Origin of the sequence: Candidatus Poriferisodalis sp. (assembly GCF_965204195.1) — a bacterium.
GTDB lineage: Bacteria > Actinomycetota > Acidimicrobiia > Acidimicrobiales > Poriferisodalaceae > Poriferisodalis.
Genome location: NZ_OZ241975.1, coordinates 2,371,675 through 2,388,664, shown reverse-complemented (window position 1 = coordinate 2,388,664; position 16,990 = coordinate 2,371,675). Strand labels below are relative to the sequence as shown.

Here is a 16,990-nt window from a genome sequence, read left to right as displayed (position 1 = left end):
GTGATGACGTGGATTGTCGGTGCGATTCACCTGCTGTCGGCCTTCGGGCTGATCGGCTTGGTGCTGCTGCACAGCGGTCGTGGCGGCGGCGTGTCCGACATGTTCGGCGGCACCGTGGGCTCTACTGCAGCGGGCTCGACGGTTGCCGAGAAGAACCTCAGCCGCATCACGGTGGTAGTGGCCGTCTCGTTCGGCTTCACCACGCTGATACTGGGCCTACTGCTCGCCTGACGGCACCGGATTGCTGCTCGTTTAACAGCGAGGTGCTCGCTGAAGGTCAGCACGTATCGTTCGGCTGGCCTGCGACAAGGAGCCCTCATGGGACGTCACGCAATCAAGACACCGCCGCACCACGCCACGTGGCCCGAATATCTGGCCATCTGGCAGGCCGCCGATGAGATCGAGGTGTTCGAGTCGGCCTGGAACTGGGACCACTTCTATCCCCTGGCGCCCCCCTACGACGGTCCCAACCTGGAGGGCTGGACGATGCTGGCGGGCCTGGCGCAGGCCACCACCCGCATCCGTCTCGGGGCGATGGTCAACGGCATGCACCACCGTCATCCAGCGGTCACGGCGAACATGGCAGCCACGCTCGACCACATCTCGAACGGCCGCTTCGAGCTGGGGATGGGCGCTGGCTGGAACTTCATGGAGAGCGACGCCTACGGCATCGAGCTCGGCCCGCTGCGCGACCGATCGGATCGGCTCGAAGAAGGCATGGAGGTGATCATCAAGCTGCTGACCGAGACGACGACCACCCACAAGGGCCGGTTCTTCGAGCTCACCGATGCCTGGTGCGAGCCCAAGCCGATCCAGAAGCGCATCCCGATCGTGATCGGCGGGCAGGGCCGGGTGCGAACGCTGCGAACGGCGGCAAAGTACGCCGACCAGTGGGACATGACGTTCCCGTCCGATGTCGCTGCGTGGCGGGAGCTCGACGACATCTTGCGGGCGCACTGCGAGCGCGTCGGGCGTGACGAGGCGGAGATAGACCGGTCGATCCACCTCGGTTTCGAGGCCGGCGGTGATGTCGACAAGGCCGTTGCGGGTGCGCAGGATTTCTTCGACGCGGGGGTCGACATCGTGGTGTGGTCGTGGCGAGGCGAGCTGGATCCGGTGCGCCTCGACGCCCTCGCAACGGCGATCGGCGAGGCCTGATCTCCGCCGAATATCTGACCCTGCAGCGCTATGCTGATGCGCCCCGAAATGGCTGCCCACCGGCCGGTTTTGGGGCGTTCAGTCGGAGTGGCGGAATTGGCAGACGCGCTAGATTAAGGATCTAGTGCCCGAAAGGGTGTGGGGGTTCAAGTCCCCCCTCCGACACCCAGGAACCATGTCAGGGATTCCCAGAAGTTCTCAAAAGCACTCGTCAGAACAAGTTTGTTGAGAATTCGCCCTCTCGGCAGTTCCCCCTGTTGCGGTCAGTTGCCGCCTAAAGGGGGAACGGTTCCCCCTCCGCAGTCGCCGAGGAGGAGCACATGGGGAATCCGTCCGCCAAGGGCGTCGAGCATGCCCGCGCGGCAAGCACTCAGACGGCGACGGGCTCAGCTTGGTCGTCAAATCGAGCGGTACACGCAGTTGGGTAGTCCGCGTGAGCGTGGCGGGCCGCAAGCGCGACATCGGAATCGGGCCGTGGCCGGCGGTGGGACTTGCCGCCGCAAGGCAACGACGCGACGAGATCAAGGCCGAGGCGAGAGCCGGCAGAGATCCGACCACTCTGCGCTCCGATGTGCCGACCTTCGGCCAGGCGGCCGAGCGTGTCTGCGACATGATGCGGCTGACTTGGCGGGACCCGCGTCACGGTGACATCTGGCTCGGAAGGCTTCGCAAGCACGCCGCGCCGCTGTGGCACATGCGGGCCGACAAGATCACCCGGGCGGATGTGCTGGCCGTTCTGTATCCGATCTGGCACTCCAAGCCCGAGATTGCACGGCGGATCCGCCAGGGCATCCGCAAAGTGCTCGGCTGGGTCATGGCCCACCATGAGCATGTTGTCGCCAACGCGGCAGGGGAGGGGATCGACGCAGCACTTCCGCGCACTCCGAAGGTTGCCAGTCACCAACGCGCAATCCCCTACGACGATGTGCCTGATGCCATGTGCCGCATCGAACGCTCCGAGGCGTCACCGGCGTCGAAACTGTGTCTGCAGCTCCTCATCCTCACAGGCGTTCGCAGCGGGGAGGCCCGCGGAGCGCAGTGGTCGGAGGTCGATTCCGACAGAGCGACCTGGACGATCCCCGCCGAACGCATGAAGGGGGGCAGCTTCGAACACCGAGTTCCCCTCTCCAAGCAGGCACTCGACGTGCTGGCCGAGGCTCGCGTGATCGACGACGGCTCCGGCCTGATCTTCCCCAGCCCGCTTCGGCAGGGCCAGGAACTCAGCCGGCAAGCCCTTCTGAAAGTGCTCCGCACGAACGGGATCGACTCGACCGCTCACGGCTTTAGAACCTCGCTGCGGCAGTGGCTCCTCGAGTGCTCAGGCGCATCGTGGGCGGTGGCTGAGGCCTGTCTTGCGCACACGCTCGGCAACAGTGTCGAGCGCGCCTACGTCCGGCAGGCCGACCTGTTCGACCAGCGGAGCCAAGTCATGTCCGACTGGGCCAACTTCGCTTGTTCCTCGCTGCACTGAGTGTCGCCGAGCCGATTGCATAGGCACTGGCCTGACATCCCGGACGAGGCCATCGAAATGAACTCATCGCAATCCGCGGCGTCCCTTGATCGTCTGCGCGCGGGCTTTGATGCGCTGCCGATCGGTTGCTGATGATGGTCGCGACGTTGCTCGGAACTCGCCATACGCAACGCGTTCGCCCGACGGACGAAGCAGCTCCGATGGACAACCGAATGCCTCGACTTGACCGGATTCCCTTACCATTGCTGACAAATTGTATGGACACCTAAACGGCCAGAGGTAGGACCTGTGTATCTATACTCTTGTCATGAGACAGTACGAAGAGTCGCATCCGTGGATCACGTTCGACCTTGATGCTGTCCGACGAATGAGCCAGCGGTCGTGGATGTTACTGGGCGAGGCACAGGGTCTGTGCAAGCAGATCAAGCGGGCCCCGCTTCCAGCGAAGGATCAAGACGAGTTGCTGATGGTCTCGCTGCGACGTGGAGTGATGGCGACCACGGCCATCGAAGGCAACACACTGAGCCACGACGAAGAGGTCATCGCGGCCATCCGAGCGGGTACCTACGAAGCGACACCATCCCGCCAGTATCAAGCGCAAGAGATCGAGAACGTGTTCGAAGTTCTCGGTTACATCGACGGGCGAGCGCGGGCTGGCGGTTCGTTCCCGATCACTAGCGAAGAGGTCTGCAAGATCAACCGCTTACTGCTGGAGGACACCGAGCACGAGCCCAACGCGATCCCGGGCCGCATCCGCCATCATTCTGTCGGGGTCGGGGGTGTCTACCAAGGCGCACCGGCCGCCGATTGCCACTACCTGCTGAACCGATTCGCGGATTGGTTCGCTGGCGCAGAATTCCGCAGCGAGAGTCCTGACATCGACTTCGCGCTGACAGTCATCGGGGCGATCTACGCGCATCTCTACATCGCGTGGATACACCCCTTTGGTGACGGCAACGGTCGCACGGCCCGAATGCTCGAGTACGTGTTGCTAACCCGCACCGGCGAGATCCCCTACGAGGCGACCCACCTGCTTTGGAATCACTACTACGAGACCCACGACCGGTACTACGCCAAGCTCCAAGAAGCCAGCAATAGACGATGCCCCCTCGGGTTCCTCGAGTACGCCATCGAGGGCTTCACCAGCGGCCTTCGCGAGCACACGAAGAAGATCGAAGTCGCTGTCGCCAGGATTTCCTGGATCAACCACGTCCATGAGACCATGACGCAGTTCCCCGCCACCAATGTCCGCAAGCGGCAACGCGATCTAGTGCTGCGAATGGAGCGGGGACAGGTGTACCTGCGCCGCGAACTCAAACGGCTCTACCTAGAACTCGGCCTCAGTGACTCGGTTGCACGCGTAACCGATCGAACGCTCAGCAGAGACTTGGCGAGTCTGGCTCGGGCCGAATTGATCGTCCGCGATGGACTCGGCTGGCGCACCAACTCCGAGCCCTTCGATCTCTAACTGTCGGTTCGCGCGAGGGGGACTGTCAGATTCTGACAGTCCCCCTCGCAGCCCACGGCCTCCGAGCACGCGTCTGGACACACGACGGCACCACAGCGGTGATGGTGCACCGTGACGGCGCCGCGACATACACGATCGGCGACGCGCTCGAGGGCGGACCGGAGATCGTCACGGAGGTGGCTGCTCAGATCGCCAAGGGGGGCCGACTCCCTGATGATTGGCTGAGCCGGATCGGAAGCGACCGAGCGCACCTTGAGTCCACGCTGGGCCGCTCGACGATTCGAGAACGCAGCCTCCTTGCGATGCTTGGTCAAGATCGCTGGCCGGTGCGTCGCCGCCGCCTGGCGGTCTGACACCGGCGTGCTCAAGAACCGCCTCGCACTGGGCGGCATTCGCATTATGGGTGTCGCTGTCAAGGCCATGAATCTCACCGGCTATTGCGCAGGCTCTGACCCTTGAGCCGGTGCGCAGGTTGTGAAGCTGTGCATCGTCCAGCCATCCCTGCGGGGCCAGGTCCAGCGGGACGGCGGATTCGCAGACCAGCGCCCAATGATGCTTCGACGGCTGCGCGTTGTGAATGCCGCTGGTCACCGGCCCTCCCGCCGGCATCTCGTACGGCTCACCGTCAAGTCCTGCAGCGGTTGTCCAATGCCCGACAGCGCGCGGGGCGATGTCCCGCGCAGCAGGACGAGCGCGCATACAGGTGAACACGACCGTCGGCTCCCGGGTGCTCTCCACCAGCTCACGGATTGACGGGCCGACGCTGCTGCCGATACCCCACAGAAACACACCGCCGCCATCGAGTCGCTGCCGGTCCTTGCTGTGCACGATGTCACACAGGACCATGCCCGCCTCAGGCCCGATCTTCGTCCAGCAGAACCGCTCAGGGATCACCGGGAATCTCGCTTCGCCGGTGCTCGGGCTGTCAGATCAGGTGTTGCGTGCGACTGTCGCTGCCTGACGAGCGGCGCGGTGCGCTTAGGCCTCTCGGGCACGCAGCGAGCGTAACCCCCTGCCGGCGCCAGATCGAGATGTGTTTCCGCTGCTCAGAGCGTCGCGATACCCCGTCAGGAAAGCGACTCGGATCAGGTCCGCGAGCCCGGCTGCCTCGCTTCGCACGGTCCGATGCCCGACACGCTCACCGTGCCTGGTTCGGCTCTCAGCATCTCTCGCGAGGACGACGCACGCGGTTGGCGTGTGCGTTATCGCCCGGCCGACGGGGTTTCCATGCCGTGGTTCCAGTTGCTCAGGTCGAGTGTCACGCAGAGCGCCACGACTAACGCGAGCACGGCAGCGAGGCTGAGGATTTTGCTCAGTCGACAGCAGGTCCTCATCGCGGCCGGTGTCATGCACGTTCCGTAGCGGGTCGCTGTGGCTTTGTGTGGTTGCTGTGGCTGCGAATCTGGGTATGACAGCGCCCTGCGGTCAGGAGCGATAGTGGCCATGGCCCTAGCTGCACCGGATTTCTCACGAGCCTTGGTCTTGCGCTCCGCGTGCAGCATGATCTCTCGCCGCCCGCGCGGTCACTCACCGCTGTAATCTCTCGATGTAGGGCCGCGGGTCGCGTTTGTAGGCATCACTGCTGACGCATTCGGGGGACCCTGTTCGAGTAGTCCATATCAAGCAGGGTTCCCCCACCACATGAGAGGCAGCCATGCTCAAACGGATCGCTCGACAGGTCACCAGTTTCCTCAACGCCTTCTCTGCCACCAAAGACCAGCCGGTGACGGACAGCCGCCGTCAGGTCGCCAAGAACATCAGAGACGCAATGGGTCCCGAGGACTGGTCCGGTCCCGGCAGCAACCGCGTCGACAAACTAGTGGGTGAGGAAATCCGTCGAGGCCACCAACAAGGACAGTCATGATCAAACCAACCGTCCGCTGGGTCAGGCAACTCTTGAACGCGTTCGCTGCGACCAAAGGCAAGCCGTTGCCGCCCGACCCGCGCCGCAAGATCACACGCCAGCTGTACGACGCCACCCACGTCGCCCACGGCGGCAAGGCTGGCACCAGCGGCAGCGCCACAGGCGGCCACCGCAGCGGCGAAAAACTTCTCGGCAAAGCCATCAGAGACGGCTACAACCAGCCCAACAGCCCCTAGAGCAGGTTTGCCCACAACGCGCAGGACCCCGCCGAGAGAACGAATCTCGGCGGGGTCCTGATTGGCGAACGACGTGATCAACCAGGTGGCGGGTGAGGATCGTTGCCGTAGCTGTTGCGCTCACCGATCTGACCGTTCTGCTTGTGGATCAGATGCTCTGTGGAGTCCCGCATCGGCATGGGGGTCCCTGGGTTTGGTGGAGGCGTGATGCTGGATTCATGCTGCTGTTCGGTGTTGATGTCGAGTCCCGAACTCGATCGGGGCCAGCATGCCAAGGGACGTGTGGCGGCGCTGTCTGTTGGGCCAGATCTCGAGGTGTTCGAAGATCGCGTTGGCGAGCTCGATGCGGGTGTGCCAGCGTTTGCGGTCGAGCAGCTTGACTTGCATGCGTGACCAGAATGACTCGATCATGGCGTTGTCGAAGCAGTCCCCGACCGAGCCCATCGAGGGCACCAGCCCCGAGTCGACCGCTGGCTGTGTGAACGCCCACGAGGTGAACTGAGTGCCTTGGTCGCTGTGGATGACGGTCTCGCCGGCGACCGGGCTGCGGTTGTCGATCGCCATGCCCAACGCGTTGGTCACCATCGACACCGTGGGTCGCGAGTCGATCGACCAACCCACGACCCGGCGGCTGAAAGTGTCCAGCACAACCGTGCAAAAGACCTTGCCCTCGCGTGTGGGGTGCTCGGTGATGTCTGTCACCCACAGCCGATCCGGCTCGGCCCGGGCAAAGTGCCGGTCGACGAGATCCGCTGCAGTGGCCACGTTGGGAACCCTGCGGAACTTGGGCCGTCCCGAGACGCCTCGCAGCCCGGCCCGTCGCATCAGGGTCTCGACGGTCTGGCGGCACACCGCGATGCCCCGGCCCGTGGTGAGCTCGGCGTGGACTCGGTTGGCGCCGTAGGTCTGCCGCGATCCGGCATGAACCTCGCCGATGATCCCCGACAGCCAGGCGTGCCGGATCGACCTCGTTGAGGGCGCACGGCGCATCCAGCCGTAACAGCTCGACACCAACACGCCTAACAACGCGCACGCCCGCTCGACAGGAAGTCCTTCCGCGGCCATCACCCTGATGGCCGCGAACCTCCTTTTGGGAACTATCGGCTTGATTCCCCACGCTCGGCTCGACCGCGCTGGCGCTCCCCACCGACATCGGCGGAGGCGGTGCTGGGCTCGCTGACCTGTGCGTGCTGGCCGAGGAGCTCGGACGGGCTGCCGCATCGACGCGCCCCTCGAGGTCGCCGGCACCAAGGTCTTCGCGAACGAGGTGATCGTCGAGGTGATCGGGTGCTCGCCAGAATTCGCCCTCGCCCTAGCATCGGCGGGTCCATGAGGAGGAGCATCATGACTGTGCATCTCAGACGAGCCAACCCTGGCGCACGGCGAAAGTCGGTTCTGATGCCGAGGCCGCTGTTGGCGCTGGCAGCGGCCGTCTTGTTTGCCGTCGTCGCTGCCGGCGCTTCGACCGCTGCGGCTCAGCCGGCCCCGACCGCGCAGCCCAAGCCGCAAGCGGTCGTGGGGTCGCAGGTCGGTGAAGTTGTCGTCCAGTGGGATTCCGTCGAGGACGGGAACTACTTCCGGATCGGCTGGATCTCCAAGGCCGACTATGACGCCGCTGTGGCAGCCGGCAGGGAATGGATGGCTGCGTTCAGCTCGGTGAGCGTGGCCAACAGCGGTCAGGCGTCGCATGTCGTTGCGCACTTGATTCCTGGTGCGTCGTACTGGTTCATCGTCGGCGCCAGCGATCATCGTTATGGCGAGCCGCAGTGGTCGCCTTGGTCCGATTTGGTGCGGCTGCCCGGCGGACCGGCTGCCTGTGCCGGCGACCGTGAGGCGCTGGCAGCTCTCTACGATGCTGCCGGCGGGCCCGACTGGCGGAACAGCGTCAACTGGCTCAGCGATACCGCTCCCATCGATGAGTGGTTCGGCGTGTCCACCGACAGCGACGGCTGCGTGCTCGTCCTGTACCTCGACAGCAACGACCTGAGCGGGTCGATACCGCCGGAACTGGCCCGGCTGTCGAGGTTGCGCTCGCTGCACCTGGGGAACAACGACCTGACCGGCCCGATACCGCCGGAACTGGCCGGGCTGGGCGATCTGCGGGTGCTGGCGTTGGTGAACAACGACCTCAGCGGGGAGATCCCCGGCGAGCTGGGCGGCATGGCCAGGCTCAGCGTTCTCGATCTCGACGGCAACGATCTGACCGGGCCGATACCGATCGAGCTGACCGGATCCGCTGAACTGCGTGTGGTGTCGCTGAACCGCAACATGCTCAGCGGCCCGATACCCCCCGAGTTCGGCGCCATGACCAATCTCACCAATCTGGAGCTGTGGCAGAACGAGCTGACCGGGACCGTCCCCGTCGAGCTGGGCAACCTTGTCAACCTCAGAACCCTCGACGTCGACGAGAACGAGCTGACCGGGACCATCCCCGCCGAGCTCGGCAACCTCACGGGTCTGAGGTACTTGTGGCTCCGCCAGAACCAGTTCACCGGCGGGATACCGCGGGAGCTGAACAACCTGTCCAATCTGGTTGTGCTGGGGCTGGACGGCAACCGCCTCACCGGCGAGATACCCGCGGCGTTCGGCAGCTTCGCCCGGCTGGAGTCCTTGTACCTCTACGACAACGATCTCACCGGCGAGATACCGGCGGAGCTCGGCAACCTGTCCGATCTCGAACGGCTGTACCTCTATGGCAACCGGCTGACGGGAGCAATTCCCGCAGAGCTGGGCAACCTGACCAGTCTGGAGCGCCTGTATCTCGACAGGAACCGTCTGACCGGGGAGATCCCGACGAGTCTGGGCAACCTCGCCAGCCTCGAACGGCTGATCCTCGATCAGAACATGCTGACCGGCACCATCCCGACAGAATTCGGCAACCTGGCCGAGCTGACCTACCTGAGCGTGAACCGCAACCAGCTGAGCGGCCCGATCCCGCCCGAACTGGGCAACCTGACCGACCTTGAACAACTGCGGCTGGACAACAACCAGTTCAGCGGCTCGATCCCCCCATCGTTGGACAAGCTGATCAAGCTGGAGCAGCTCCACCTCGACAACAACCAGCTCAGCGGCTCGATCCCCACCTACCTGAACGATCTGCCCGACCTGGCAGTGCTGTACCTCTCCAGCAACCAGTTCACCGGCTGCATACCGGCAGCGTTGCTCGACGTCGCCGACAACGACCTCGACGAACTCGGCTTGCAGACGTGCCCATGAGGGACATGAACCGGGCGAACCAGTGGGAACCGGAGACTCAACCCCGCCTCTGACCTGCGGAAAGACAGTCTCCCTCCGATACGAACAGCAGCTACAGCGTCGGGGCCCGTTCGGGGGGAGGCTGGGCACCCTTGTAGAGGAGTTCGCGGACTGCCACGCCGGCTCGCTGGTGGAACTCCACGGCGACCGGATCGAAGTCTCGCTGCGGTCGCGGGGTCAGCTCGAAGTTCCCGTAGTCGTCAGTGCCGCGGACGAGGGTGGCGAAGTCCCAGTCGACGAGGCGCTGCCTGGTCCGGGTGGGCATGTACTGCAGCGACACGCCGATGCGACGGTCGTCGGTGGTGTTCGGCCCCGATCCGTGGGCGAGCCGCACGTTGTGCATGGACATCTGGCCGGGCTCGAGTGCCATCGAGGCGACCTCTCGCTCCGAGACGTCGATCTTGAGCTCCTGGCCCCGCGTCAGCATGTTGTCCGCGTGGTAGGTCTCGTCGTGGCCGAGCAGTTCTCGATGGCTTCCGGGGAGAACCGACATCGCACCGGCCGCTTCGGAAGCGGGTGAGAGTGCGATCCACGCGCTGACGAGTTCGTCGTTGTCGAGCCCCCAGTACTCGAGGTCTTGGTGCCAACCGACGTAGCTGGGCGAGGCCGCCTCCTTGATCCAGAAGATCGAGTTCCAGCACAGGATGTCGGGGCCGATCAGATCCTCGACCGCGTCGAGCAGGGTCTCGTGGCGCATGAGCTCGTCGAGCCACGTCCACAGCAGATGACCGCCCGCACGCTCAGCGCCGGCGAGCGGGCCGCCGGATTCGGCCTCGTAGGCCTCGAGCTTCGCCCGCGCCTCGGCAGCCTCCCCCTCGGTCAGAAGGTCGACCGGCGAGACATAGCCCCGGTCGCGGTAGTGGCCGACCTGGGCGTCGGTCAGGTGCTTCGGCATGGCGTCCCCCTCTCGGCCCGCCGTGACTGGTCGGTTTGGCTCATTGCCGAAACTACCAATCGTCTGGACGCGCACGAGGGCCACAGGCGGTTGTGCCGCAGTGAGCCTCGTGAGCTTGGCTTGACGGTGTGGCCTTGGCGCAGCGGTTGGCCCATGGCATCGTTGTCTCAGATTCGACGGCTTGGGGGAGGCTCGCATGGTCAGTGCCGATGAGAACCGACTCTTGACCGAAAGCGGCCCGGGAACTCCGGGAGGCGACGTGCTTCGCCGGTACTGGCAGCCGGCGGCCCTCACTGAGGAACTCGACGGCGACCGGCCGGTGGTCCCGGTTCGCCTGCTGGGCGAGGACCTCGTGCTGTTTCGTGACGACCAAGGCCGGCTGGGCATGATCGGGCGTCGGTGCCCCCACCGTGGTGTCGATCTGTCCTATGGCCGGGTGGAAGACGGCGGTCTGCGCTGCCCGTTCCATGGGTGGCTCTTCGATGTGACCGGTGCGTGTCTCGAGACCCCGGCCGAGCCCCCGACATCGACGTTCCATACGAGGGTGTGTCAGGTCCACTACACGGTGGCCGAGCGCAACGGCATCGTGTGGGCCTTCCTGGGCGAGGGCGACCCGCCCGAGCTCCCCGGGTTGGACTGCTTCGTGGCACCGGGCCCGCAGGTGTTCGCCTTCAAGGGCATGTGGGGGTGCAACTGGCTGCAGGCCCACGAGGTCGGCATAGACCCGGCGCATGCCGCGTTCTTGCATCGCTTCCTCGGCGCAGAGGACGGCACCTATGGGCTGCAGTTCCGCGACACCATCGCGGACACGGACGTGACCGTCGCCGAGCTGATGCGGGAAGCCGCTGCGCCCGACATCACGATCGAACTCACGCCGTTCGGCTTCCGGTCCCGGACGCTGCGCCGGTACCGGGATGAGTTCACCCATGTCCGAGTCTCGAACTGCATCTTCCCCAACGCCATCACCATCGCGATGAGCCGGGAGATGAGCATCTTCCAGTGGCATGTCCCCATCGATGACCGCCGCTGCTACTGGTACTCGATGTTCGTCAGTTACGGCGACCCTGTCGATGCCGAGGTCATGCGAAGCCAGCGCATCAGCCAGGTCACGCTGCCGGGGTACCGGCCAATCGCCGACGAATCGAACAACTGGGGGTTCGATCCGGTCGAGCAGCGCGAGCGGACCTACACCGGCATGGGCGCCGACATCAATGTTCACGATCAGTGGGCGGTCGAGTCGCCCGGTCCCATCTTCGACCGCACCGCCGAACACCTCAGCCCGACCGATGCCGGCATCCGCACCCATCGCCGCATGTTCCTGGCCGCCCTCCGCCAGCCCGACGCGGACACGCTCATCGGTACGGCTGATCCCGGCGGGCTCCGTGGCCCCGGCGCCATCGACGGTGTCGCCACCGGCGACGACTTCGATGCTGCGTGGCGCAATCTTGAGACCCAACGACGCGAAGCCTCAGGGTGGGCTCCCGCGCTGGCGGACTGACCATTGAGCGACACACCCACGCTGGAGGACCGCTGGGACGCCGACTGGGCCGACGCTGCGGCGGCGGTCGAGGACCAGGTGCGCGACAAGCGGCTGCGCAGCGTTCGGGTCTCGTTCGCCGATCAGCACGGGTTGCTGCACGGCAAGGTGCTCGATGCGGCACAGATCCCGCAGGCGCTGCGGAGCGGTGTCTCGTTCCCGGGTTCGTTGCTCACCAAGGACACCGGCCAGAACTACGCGTTCAGCCTCTGGGAGCCCGACGGCGGCCCCACGCTCGCCTCGGTCACGGGGGCGCGCGACGTGCTCATGGTCCCCGACCCCACCACGTTTCGCGTGCTGCCGTGGCTGGACGGGACCGGGTGGCTGCTCAGTGACCTGTACAGCGTCGAGGGTGCCCCGATCGAGCTGTCGACGCGCCGGGTCTGCGCCCACGCGCACCAGAAGCTGACGGACCAAGGGCTACGGCTTCGGGCGGGTCTCGAGATCGAGTTTCACCTCTACCGCGTCGACGAATCCTCCGGTGACCATCAACGCGTCCACCCGGGATGGGATCTGCTGGCTGAGGACTACTCCGACCGGATCGAACCGCTGCTCGAGCCAATCCAACGCCACCTCACGGCGCTCGGCCTGCCGCCGAGGACCATCGAGGCCGAGCACGGACCGAGTCAGGTCGAGCTCACCTTCGCTCCCGCCGACGGCATCGAGCTGGCAGATCAAGCAGTCCTGATCCGCGCCGCGGTGAAGCAGATAGCGAGACGGCACGGCCTGCATGCGACGTTCATGTCCAGGCCATCAGGCGACGACACCTTCACAACCGGCTGGCACATCCATCAGTCGATCGTCAGCGTCGACGACGGCCGCAACCTGTTCGCCCCGACGATCTCCGGTGAAACGCTCTCGGAGATGGCAATGCACTATCTCGGTGGGCTCCTCGCCCACGCCCCCGAGTCGTGCCTGCTCACCACGCCGACCGTCACCGGCTACAAGCGCTACCGGCCTTACAGCATCGCTCCCGATCGGATTGTGTGGAGCCGCCAACACCGTGGCGCCATGCTGCGCGTCATCGACGAGCCGCCGGGGCCTGCGACCAGGATCGAGAACCGCGCCGGAGACCCCGCCGCGAACCCGTACCTCTACCTCGCATCCCAGATCCTCTCGGGGCTCGACGGCATCGATTCGAAACACGAGGCGCCACCCCCCAGCGAGACGCCGTATGGGGCCGAGGCCGGGCCCCTCCTGCCCCGCACGCTCGGCGATGCCATCGACGCGTTCGACCGCAGCGGCTTCTACCGCGGCACGCTCGGCGACGAGATCGTCGACTACCTCGTTGCCCTCAAGCGATCCGAGTGGACCAGATTCCACGCGGCAGTCACCGACTGGGAACAACGCGAGTACTACGACGCCTTCTAGCCGCCGCACTCAGCACCGCGGCGACGGGAAATCAGCCGCCGGCTTCTCGTATGAGGCGTGACAGCAGCGCGGGCCGGAGCGGCTTGGTGTTGACGTTGACGTCGAGATCGGACAGTGCGTCGGCGACGGCGTTGACGAGCGCTGCCACTGCGCCGATCAGCCCGCCTTCACCCACGCCCTTGAACCCGCCGACGGTGTCGATCGACGGCGACTCGATGTGAGCGATCTGGTAGTTGGGCACGTCCACCGAGCTCGGCAGGAGATAGTCCATCAGCGTCGCCGTGCGGACCCCGCCGTCGGGGTCGTAGACAAACTCCTCCATGAGCGCCTCGCCGATGCCCTGGGCCACACCGCCCATCACCTGGCCGTCGACGATCATCGGGTTGATGACGCGGCCGCAGTCGTGCACGACGACGTACCCCTCGATGTCGACGGTGCCGTCTGCGGCATCGACAGCCACCTGCGCGATGTGGGTGGCGTTGGCCATGGTGACCAGGGGCGGGTCGTAGAAGTCGGTCTCCTCGACACCGAAGCTCTCTCCTTCGGGGAGGTCGCTGGTGTTCATGGCGTACGCCGTCTCGGCGACCTCTTGGAATGAGAGGGCGCGGCTCGGCACGCCGGCGACGTGCATCTGGCCGTCGGCGACCACGATGTCTTCGGGCGTGGATTCGAGCATGAACGCGGCGATCCGCGCCAGCTTGAGCCTCGCTTTCTCCGACGCACGTATCAGCGCTCCGCCGCCCGTGACCGCGCTGCGGCTGGCGAAGGTGTTCGTGCCGTAGGGCCCAGCGGCAGTGTCGCCTTCGACGACGGTCACATCTTCAAGTCGGGCCCCGAGCGCGTCGGCGACGACCTGCGCGAAGGTCGTGAAGTGGCCTTGCCCTGAGTGGGCGTGGCTCACAAAGGCTGTCACTTTGCCGGTGGGCTCCACTTTCACTGTCCCGCTGTCGAACCCGGGCAGGCGGGTCAGCCCACGGGCACGCCAGCCCGGTGCGCCCGTGCCGCTCACCTCGGTGAAGCTGCAGATGCCGATGCCCCGGTACTTGCCGTCGACGAGTCGGCCCTGCGCCTGGCTGGCGCGGAACTCGTCGTAGTTGGCCATCTCCATCGCAAGCTCGAGCGACTCGACGAAACTGCCGGTGTCGTAGCGGACACCGACGATGTTGGTCCACGGCAGCTCTGCGGTGGGCACCATGTTCCGCAGCCGGACCTCGGCTGGATCCAGCTCGAGCCGGCGGGCGATCCGGTCCATGATGCCCTCGATCGCCATGAAGCAGACCGGCTGGGCCACGCCCCGGTAGGCCAGCACGGGCGCAGTGTGGGTTGCGACGGCAGTGGCCGTGTACTCGTATTCGGTGATGCGGTACGGCCCGACGATCATGCGGGCGCCGCCAGTGGTTTCGAGAGTGCAGCCGAACGGCAGCGCTGAGTAGGCGCCGCCGTTGGTGCGGATCTCGGCCCTGAGCGCCAGCACGATGCCGTCGTCGTCGATCGCGGCCTCGACCCGGTAGTGGTTGTCGCGGGCGTGCACATCGGTGAGCAGGGCGCCGTAGCGGTCCTGGATCCACTTCACGGGCCGGCGCAGGCGCAGCGCGAGCGCGGCGCAGACGAACTCTTCGGGGTACAGGGCGGCCTTGATGCCGAAACCGCCGCCGACGTCGGGCACCACGACCCGCAGGGTCGACTCCGCAACATCGAGGAATTCGGCCAGCGCCGTCCGCAACAGATGGTGGATCTGGGTCGAGGAGTAGAAGACCAGGTTGGCCGGCTGCTCGGGCACGGCAAGGCACCCGCGGGGCTCGATCGGCACAGCGGTCACGCGGTTCGAGTTGAAGTCATCTGCGATGACGTGGGCAGCCGCGTCGAAGCCGGCAGCCACATTGTCGGTGGCGAACCGGCCCTCGAAATAGACGTTGCCCGGCACCGTCGGGTTGACCTGAGGTGCGGCGGGATCGGTGGCCTCGTGAATGTCGGTGACCGCGGGCAGCGGCTCGTAGTCGACCTCCACCAGCTCGATGCCGTCTTCGGCGAGATACTGGCTCTCGGCCACCACCACAGCCACCGCTTCCCCCGCAAACCGCACCTCGTCCACTGCCAGCACGTCGCGGGTGTTGAAGCTGTAGCCGGGCAGCTCGATCTGGGCAGCGATCGGCTTGACCATGGCTGCGAGATCGGGTCCGGTGAGCACATCGACCACGCCGTCGAGCGCCATTGCTTCGCTCGTGTCGATCGAGGTGATCCGAGCGTGGGCATAGGGGCTGAGCACGAAGGCAAGGTGCAGGGTGTTGAGCGGCGTGGGCAGGTCGTCGACGAAGCGGCCTTGGCCTCGCAGCAGGTACTCGTCTTCGCGGCGCAGCACGCTCTGCCCGACAGCGCCGTTCTGGTCGCCGCTCATGCTGGGCTCCTCCGTCGCAGCTCCACCGCGGCCTCGGCCACCGCGTCGACGATGTTGGCGTAGCCGGTGCAGCGACAGACGTTGTTCATCAGTGCCTCCCGGATGGCGGCCTCGTCGGGGTCGGCGGTGCGCTCCAGCAGCTCGACTGCCGTGAGCAGGAAGCCCGGCGTGCAGAAGCCGCACTGCAGCGCATGTTTCTGATGGAACATCTCCTGGATCGGATGCAGCTCGTCGAGGTCTGCGAGATCTTCCACGGTGCGGATGTCCGATCCGTCGACCGTCACAGCGAAGTGCAGGCAGCTGCGGGCGGTGCGGCCGTCGAGCAGCACCGTGCATGCGCCGCACACCCCTTGCTCGCAGCCGATGTGGGCGCCCGTCAGGCCGAGATCGTGCCGCAGGTAGTCGATGAGCAGCCGCCGAGGCTCCACCCGGGACTGGCGGGTGCGCCCGTTGACGGTGACCGTCACCTCGACTTCGTCAGTCATGGACGCTCCCTTCCAGCAGGCCGCGTTCGAGGAGAACGCCGACGAGGTGCCGCCGGTAGTCGGCGTCGGCGTGGATGTCACCGGTCGGGTCGACCTCGCTGCGCGCCGCCGCAACCGCGGCTGCGATCGCCGCTGGGCCGACGTCGGAGCCGACCAGCGCACTCTCGGCGTCGCCCAGGCGCTGGGCCACCGATCCGACGCCGAACGCCGCGATGCGTGCCATCGTGCAGATGCCGTCCGAGCTGGCCCACCGCAGTGCCACTCCGCCCACCGGGAACACATGGCCCCCGTTCGAGACTTCCCCTACGGCGCTTCGCTCGCCTGGGTCCTGTCGGGCGAACGTGACCGCCGAAACGACCTCGCCCGGCTCGATGCAGGTGGTCATCTCAGCGACGAAGAAGTCGTGGGCCGGCACCCGACGTTCGCCGGCGGCACTCGTGAGCACCAGATCGGCCTCCAACGCGAGCGCAACGGCCGGCAGCTCCGCCAGCGGGTCGCAGTGCGCCAGGCTGCCGCAGACGGTGCCGCGGTTGCGCGTGGCGGGCAGCCCGACGTGGGGGAGAGCCTTGGCCAGCAGCGGGCACTCGGCCTGGACAAGCGGGCTGGTCTCGGCATCGATCTGGCGTACGAGCGCACCGATGACGAGGCGGTCGTCGACAAGCCGGATGTAGTCGAGCTCGTGACAGCGGTTGATCGACACGACCACCTCGGGTCGAGCCAGCCGGAGGTTCATGAGCGGAACCAGGCTCTGGCCGCCAGCGAGGATCTGGGCGTCGTCGCCGTGCCCGGCCAGCGCTTGCACCACCTCGTCGAGCGACTCGGGGGCGACAAACGAGAACGGTGCGGGTTTCATGG

14 protein-coding genes, 1 tRNA gene and 2 pseudogenes are annotated in these 16,990 nt (G+C 66.0%); 12 read left to right on the top strand and 5 right to left on the bottom strand.

Translation table 11 applies throughout. The annotated features are described in order from the left end of the window. The first annotated feature begins 3 nt into the window (after positions 1–3). The 8 genes and pseudogenes from secG to ACOGI8_RS10640 all read left to right on the top strand — a co-directional run bounded on the left by secG (position 4) and on the right by ACOGI8_RS10640 (position 6,197). Complete coding sequence (gene secG, locus ACOGI8_RS10675) at positions 4–231, top strand: preprotein translocase subunit SecG (protein ID WP_419856399.1); 228 nt, start codon at positions 4–6, stop codon at positions 229–231. Between the two features lie 87 nt (positions 232–318). Further along, positions 319–1,158: a TIGR03560 family F420-dependent LLM class oxidoreductase gene (locus ACOGI8_RS10670; protein WP_419853783.1), complete on the top strand. Its 840-nt coding sequence runs from the start codon at positions 319–321 to the stop codon at positions 1,156–1,158. An 81-nt stretch (positions 1,159–1,239) separates the two neighbouring features. After that, a tRNA-Leu gene (locus ACOGI8_RS10665) sits at positions 1,240–1,323 on the top strand. 202 nt (positions 1,324–1,525) lie between these two features. Continuing rightward, positions 1,526–1,972: pseudogene (locus ACOGI8_RS10660) on the top strand (tyrosine-type recombinase/integrase); the annotation flags it as partial. Next, entirely contained in the window at positions 1,973–2,629 is a 657-nt protein-coding gene (locus tag ACOGI8_RS10655) for a tyrosine-type recombinase/integrase (protein WP_419856398.1), read from the top strand. Positions 2,630–2,936: 307 nt separating this feature from the next. Next, a complete protein-coding gene (locus ACOGI8_RS10650) occupies positions 2,937–4,097 on the top strand; it encodes a Fic family protein (protein WP_419853782.1) in 1,161 nt (386 codons plus the stop codon). A 1,654-nt stretch (positions 4,098–5,751) separates the two neighbouring features. After that, the gene (locus ACOGI8_RS10645; RefSeq protein ID WP_419853781.1) at positions 5,752–5,961 is read left to right on the top strand and encodes a hypothetical protein; all 210 of its coding nucleotides are present in this window, start codon (positions 5,752–5,754) and stop codon (positions 5,959–5,961) included. After that, entirely contained in the window at positions 5,958–6,197 is a 240-nt protein-coding gene (locus ACOGI8_RS10640; RefSeq protein ID WP_419853780.1) for a hypothetical protein, read from the top strand. The genes ACOGI8_RS10645 and ACOGI8_RS10640 overlap by 4 nt, the downstream gene beginning before the upstream one ends. 216 nt (positions 6,198–6,413) lie before the next feature. Here the strand turns inward: ACOGI8_RS10640 and ACOGI8_RS10635 are convergent, their stop codons facing one another. Continuing rightward, positions 6,414–7,298: an IS3 family transposase gene (locus ACOGI8_RS10635; protein ID WP_419856397.1), complete on the bottom strand. Its 885-nt coding sequence runs from the start codon at positions 7,296–7,298 to the stop codon at positions 6,414–6,416. 29 nt (positions 7,299–7,327) lie between these two features. Here ACOGI8_RS10635 and ACOGI8_RS10630 point away from each other — a divergent pair. Together ACOGI8_RS10630 and ACOGI8_RS10625 are read left to right on the top strand one after the other, a co-directional pair. Then, positions 7,328–7,468 (top strand): annotated as a pseudogene (locus ACOGI8_RS10630) (hypothetical protein); the annotation flags it as partial. Between the two features lie 127 nt (positions 7,469–7,595). Further along, positions 7,596–9,413 (top strand): leucine-rich repeat domain-containing protein, encoded by a 1,818-nt coding sequence (locus ACOGI8_RS10625; RefSeq protein ID WP_419853779.1) that lies wholly within the window; start codon positions 7,596–7,598, stop codon positions 9,411–9,413. Between the two features lie 91 nt (positions 9,414–9,504). On the opposite strand, the gene ACOGI8_RS10620 is transcribed toward ACOGI8_RS10625, so the two are convergent. After that, the gene (locus ACOGI8_RS10620) at positions 9,505–10,347 is read right to left on the bottom strand and encodes a phytanoyl-CoA dioxygenase family protein (RefSeq protein ID WP_419853778.1); all 843 of its coding nucleotides are present in this window, start codon (positions 10,345–10,347) and stop codon (positions 9,505–9,507) included. A gap of 196 nt (positions 10,348–10,543) precedes the next feature. Here ACOGI8_RS10620 and ACOGI8_RS10615 point away from each other — a divergent pair, with 196 nt between their 5' ends. Beyond that, the gene (locus ACOGI8_RS10615; RefSeq protein WP_419853777.1) at positions 10,544–11,845 is read left to right on the top strand and encodes a Rieske 2Fe-2S domain-containing protein; all 1,302 of its coding nucleotides are present in this window, start codon (positions 10,544–10,546) and stop codon (positions 11,843–11,845) included. Positions 11,846–11,848: 3 nt separating this feature from the next. Continuing rightward, entirely contained in the window at positions 11,849–13,255 is a 1,407-nt protein-coding gene (locus ACOGI8_RS10610; RefSeq protein WP_419853776.1) for a glutamine synthetase family protein, read from the top strand. Between the two features lie 31 nt (positions 13,256–13,286). On the opposite strand, the gene ACOGI8_RS10605 is transcribed toward ACOGI8_RS10610, so the two are convergent. The 3 genes from ACOGI8_RS10605 to ACOGI8_RS10595 are packed head-to-tail and all read right to left on the bottom strand — an operon-like array spanning position 13,287 to position 16,988. Then, positions 13,287–15,650, bottom strand: coding sequence for a xanthine dehydrogenase family protein molybdopterin-binding subunit (locus tag ACOGI8_RS10605; RefSeq protein ID WP_419853775.1), 2,364 nt, complete (start codon positions 15,648–15,650; stop codon positions 13,287–13,289). After that, on the bottom strand, positions 15,647–16,135 hold the full coding sequence (locus ACOGI8_RS10600) for a (2Fe-2S)-binding protein (RefSeq protein WP_419853774.1): 489 nt from the start codon (positions 16,133–16,135) through the stop codon (positions 15,647–15,649). Before ACOGI8_RS10600 ends, ACOGI8_RS10605 begins: the two co-directional genes overlap by 4 nt. Further along, on the bottom strand, positions 16,128–16,988 hold the full coding sequence (locus tag ACOGI8_RS10595; RefSeq protein ID WP_419853773.1) for an FAD binding domain-containing protein: 861 nt from the start codon (positions 16,986–16,988) through the stop codon (positions 16,128–16,130). The genes ACOGI8_RS10600 and ACOGI8_RS10595 overlap by 8 nt, the downstream gene beginning before the upstream one ends. Between the last annotated feature and the right edge of the window lie 2 nt (positions 16,989–16,990).

Coding starts and splice junctions, on each gene's coding strand:
- ACOGI8_RS10650 (WP_419853782.1), top strand. CDS start 2,937: ATGAGACAGTACGAAGAGTCGCATCCGTGGATCACGTTCGACCTTGAT.
- ACOGI8_RS10615 (WP_419853777.1), top strand. CDS start 10,544: ATGGTCAGTGCCGATGAGAACCGACTCTTGACCGAAAGCGGCCCGGGA.
- secG (WP_419856399.1), top strand. CDS start 4: ATGACGTGGATTGTCGGTGCGATTCACCTGCTGTCGGCCTTCGGGCTG.
- ACOGI8_RS10600 (WP_419853774.1), bottom strand. CDS start 16,135: ATGACTGACGAAGTCGAGGTGACGGTCACCGTCAACGGGCGCACCCGC.
- ACOGI8_RS10595 (WP_419853773.1), bottom strand. CDS start 16,988: ATGAAACCCGCACCGTTCTCGTTTGTCGCCCCCGAGTCGCTCGACGAG.
- ACOGI8_RS10670 (WP_419853783.1), top strand. CDS start 319: ATGGGACGTCACGCAATCAAGACACCGCCGCACCACGCCACGTGGCCC.
- ACOGI8_RS10625 (WP_419853779.1), top strand. CDS start 7,596: ATGCCGAGGCCGCTGTTGGCGCTGGCAGCGGCCGTCTTGTTTGCCGTC.
- ACOGI8_RS10655 (WP_419856398.1), top strand. CDS start 1,973: ATGGCCCACCATGAGCATGTTGTCGCCAACGCGGCAGGGGAGGGGATC.
- ACOGI8_RS10620 (WP_419853778.1), bottom strand. CDS start 10,347: ATGCCGAAGCACCTGACCGACGCCCAGGTCGGCCACTACCGCGACCGG.
- ACOGI8_RS10640 (WP_419853780.1), top strand. CDS start 5,958: ATGATCAAACCAACCGTCCGCTGGGTCAGGCAACTCTTGAACGCGTTC.
- ACOGI8_RS10605 (WP_419853775.1), bottom strand. CDS start 15,650: ATGAGCGGCGACCAGAACGGCGCTGTCGGGCAGAGCGTGCTGCGCCGC.
- ACOGI8_RS10645 (WP_419853781.1), top strand. CDS start 5,752: ATGCTCAAACGGATCGCTCGACAGGTCACCAGTTTCCTCAACGCCTTC.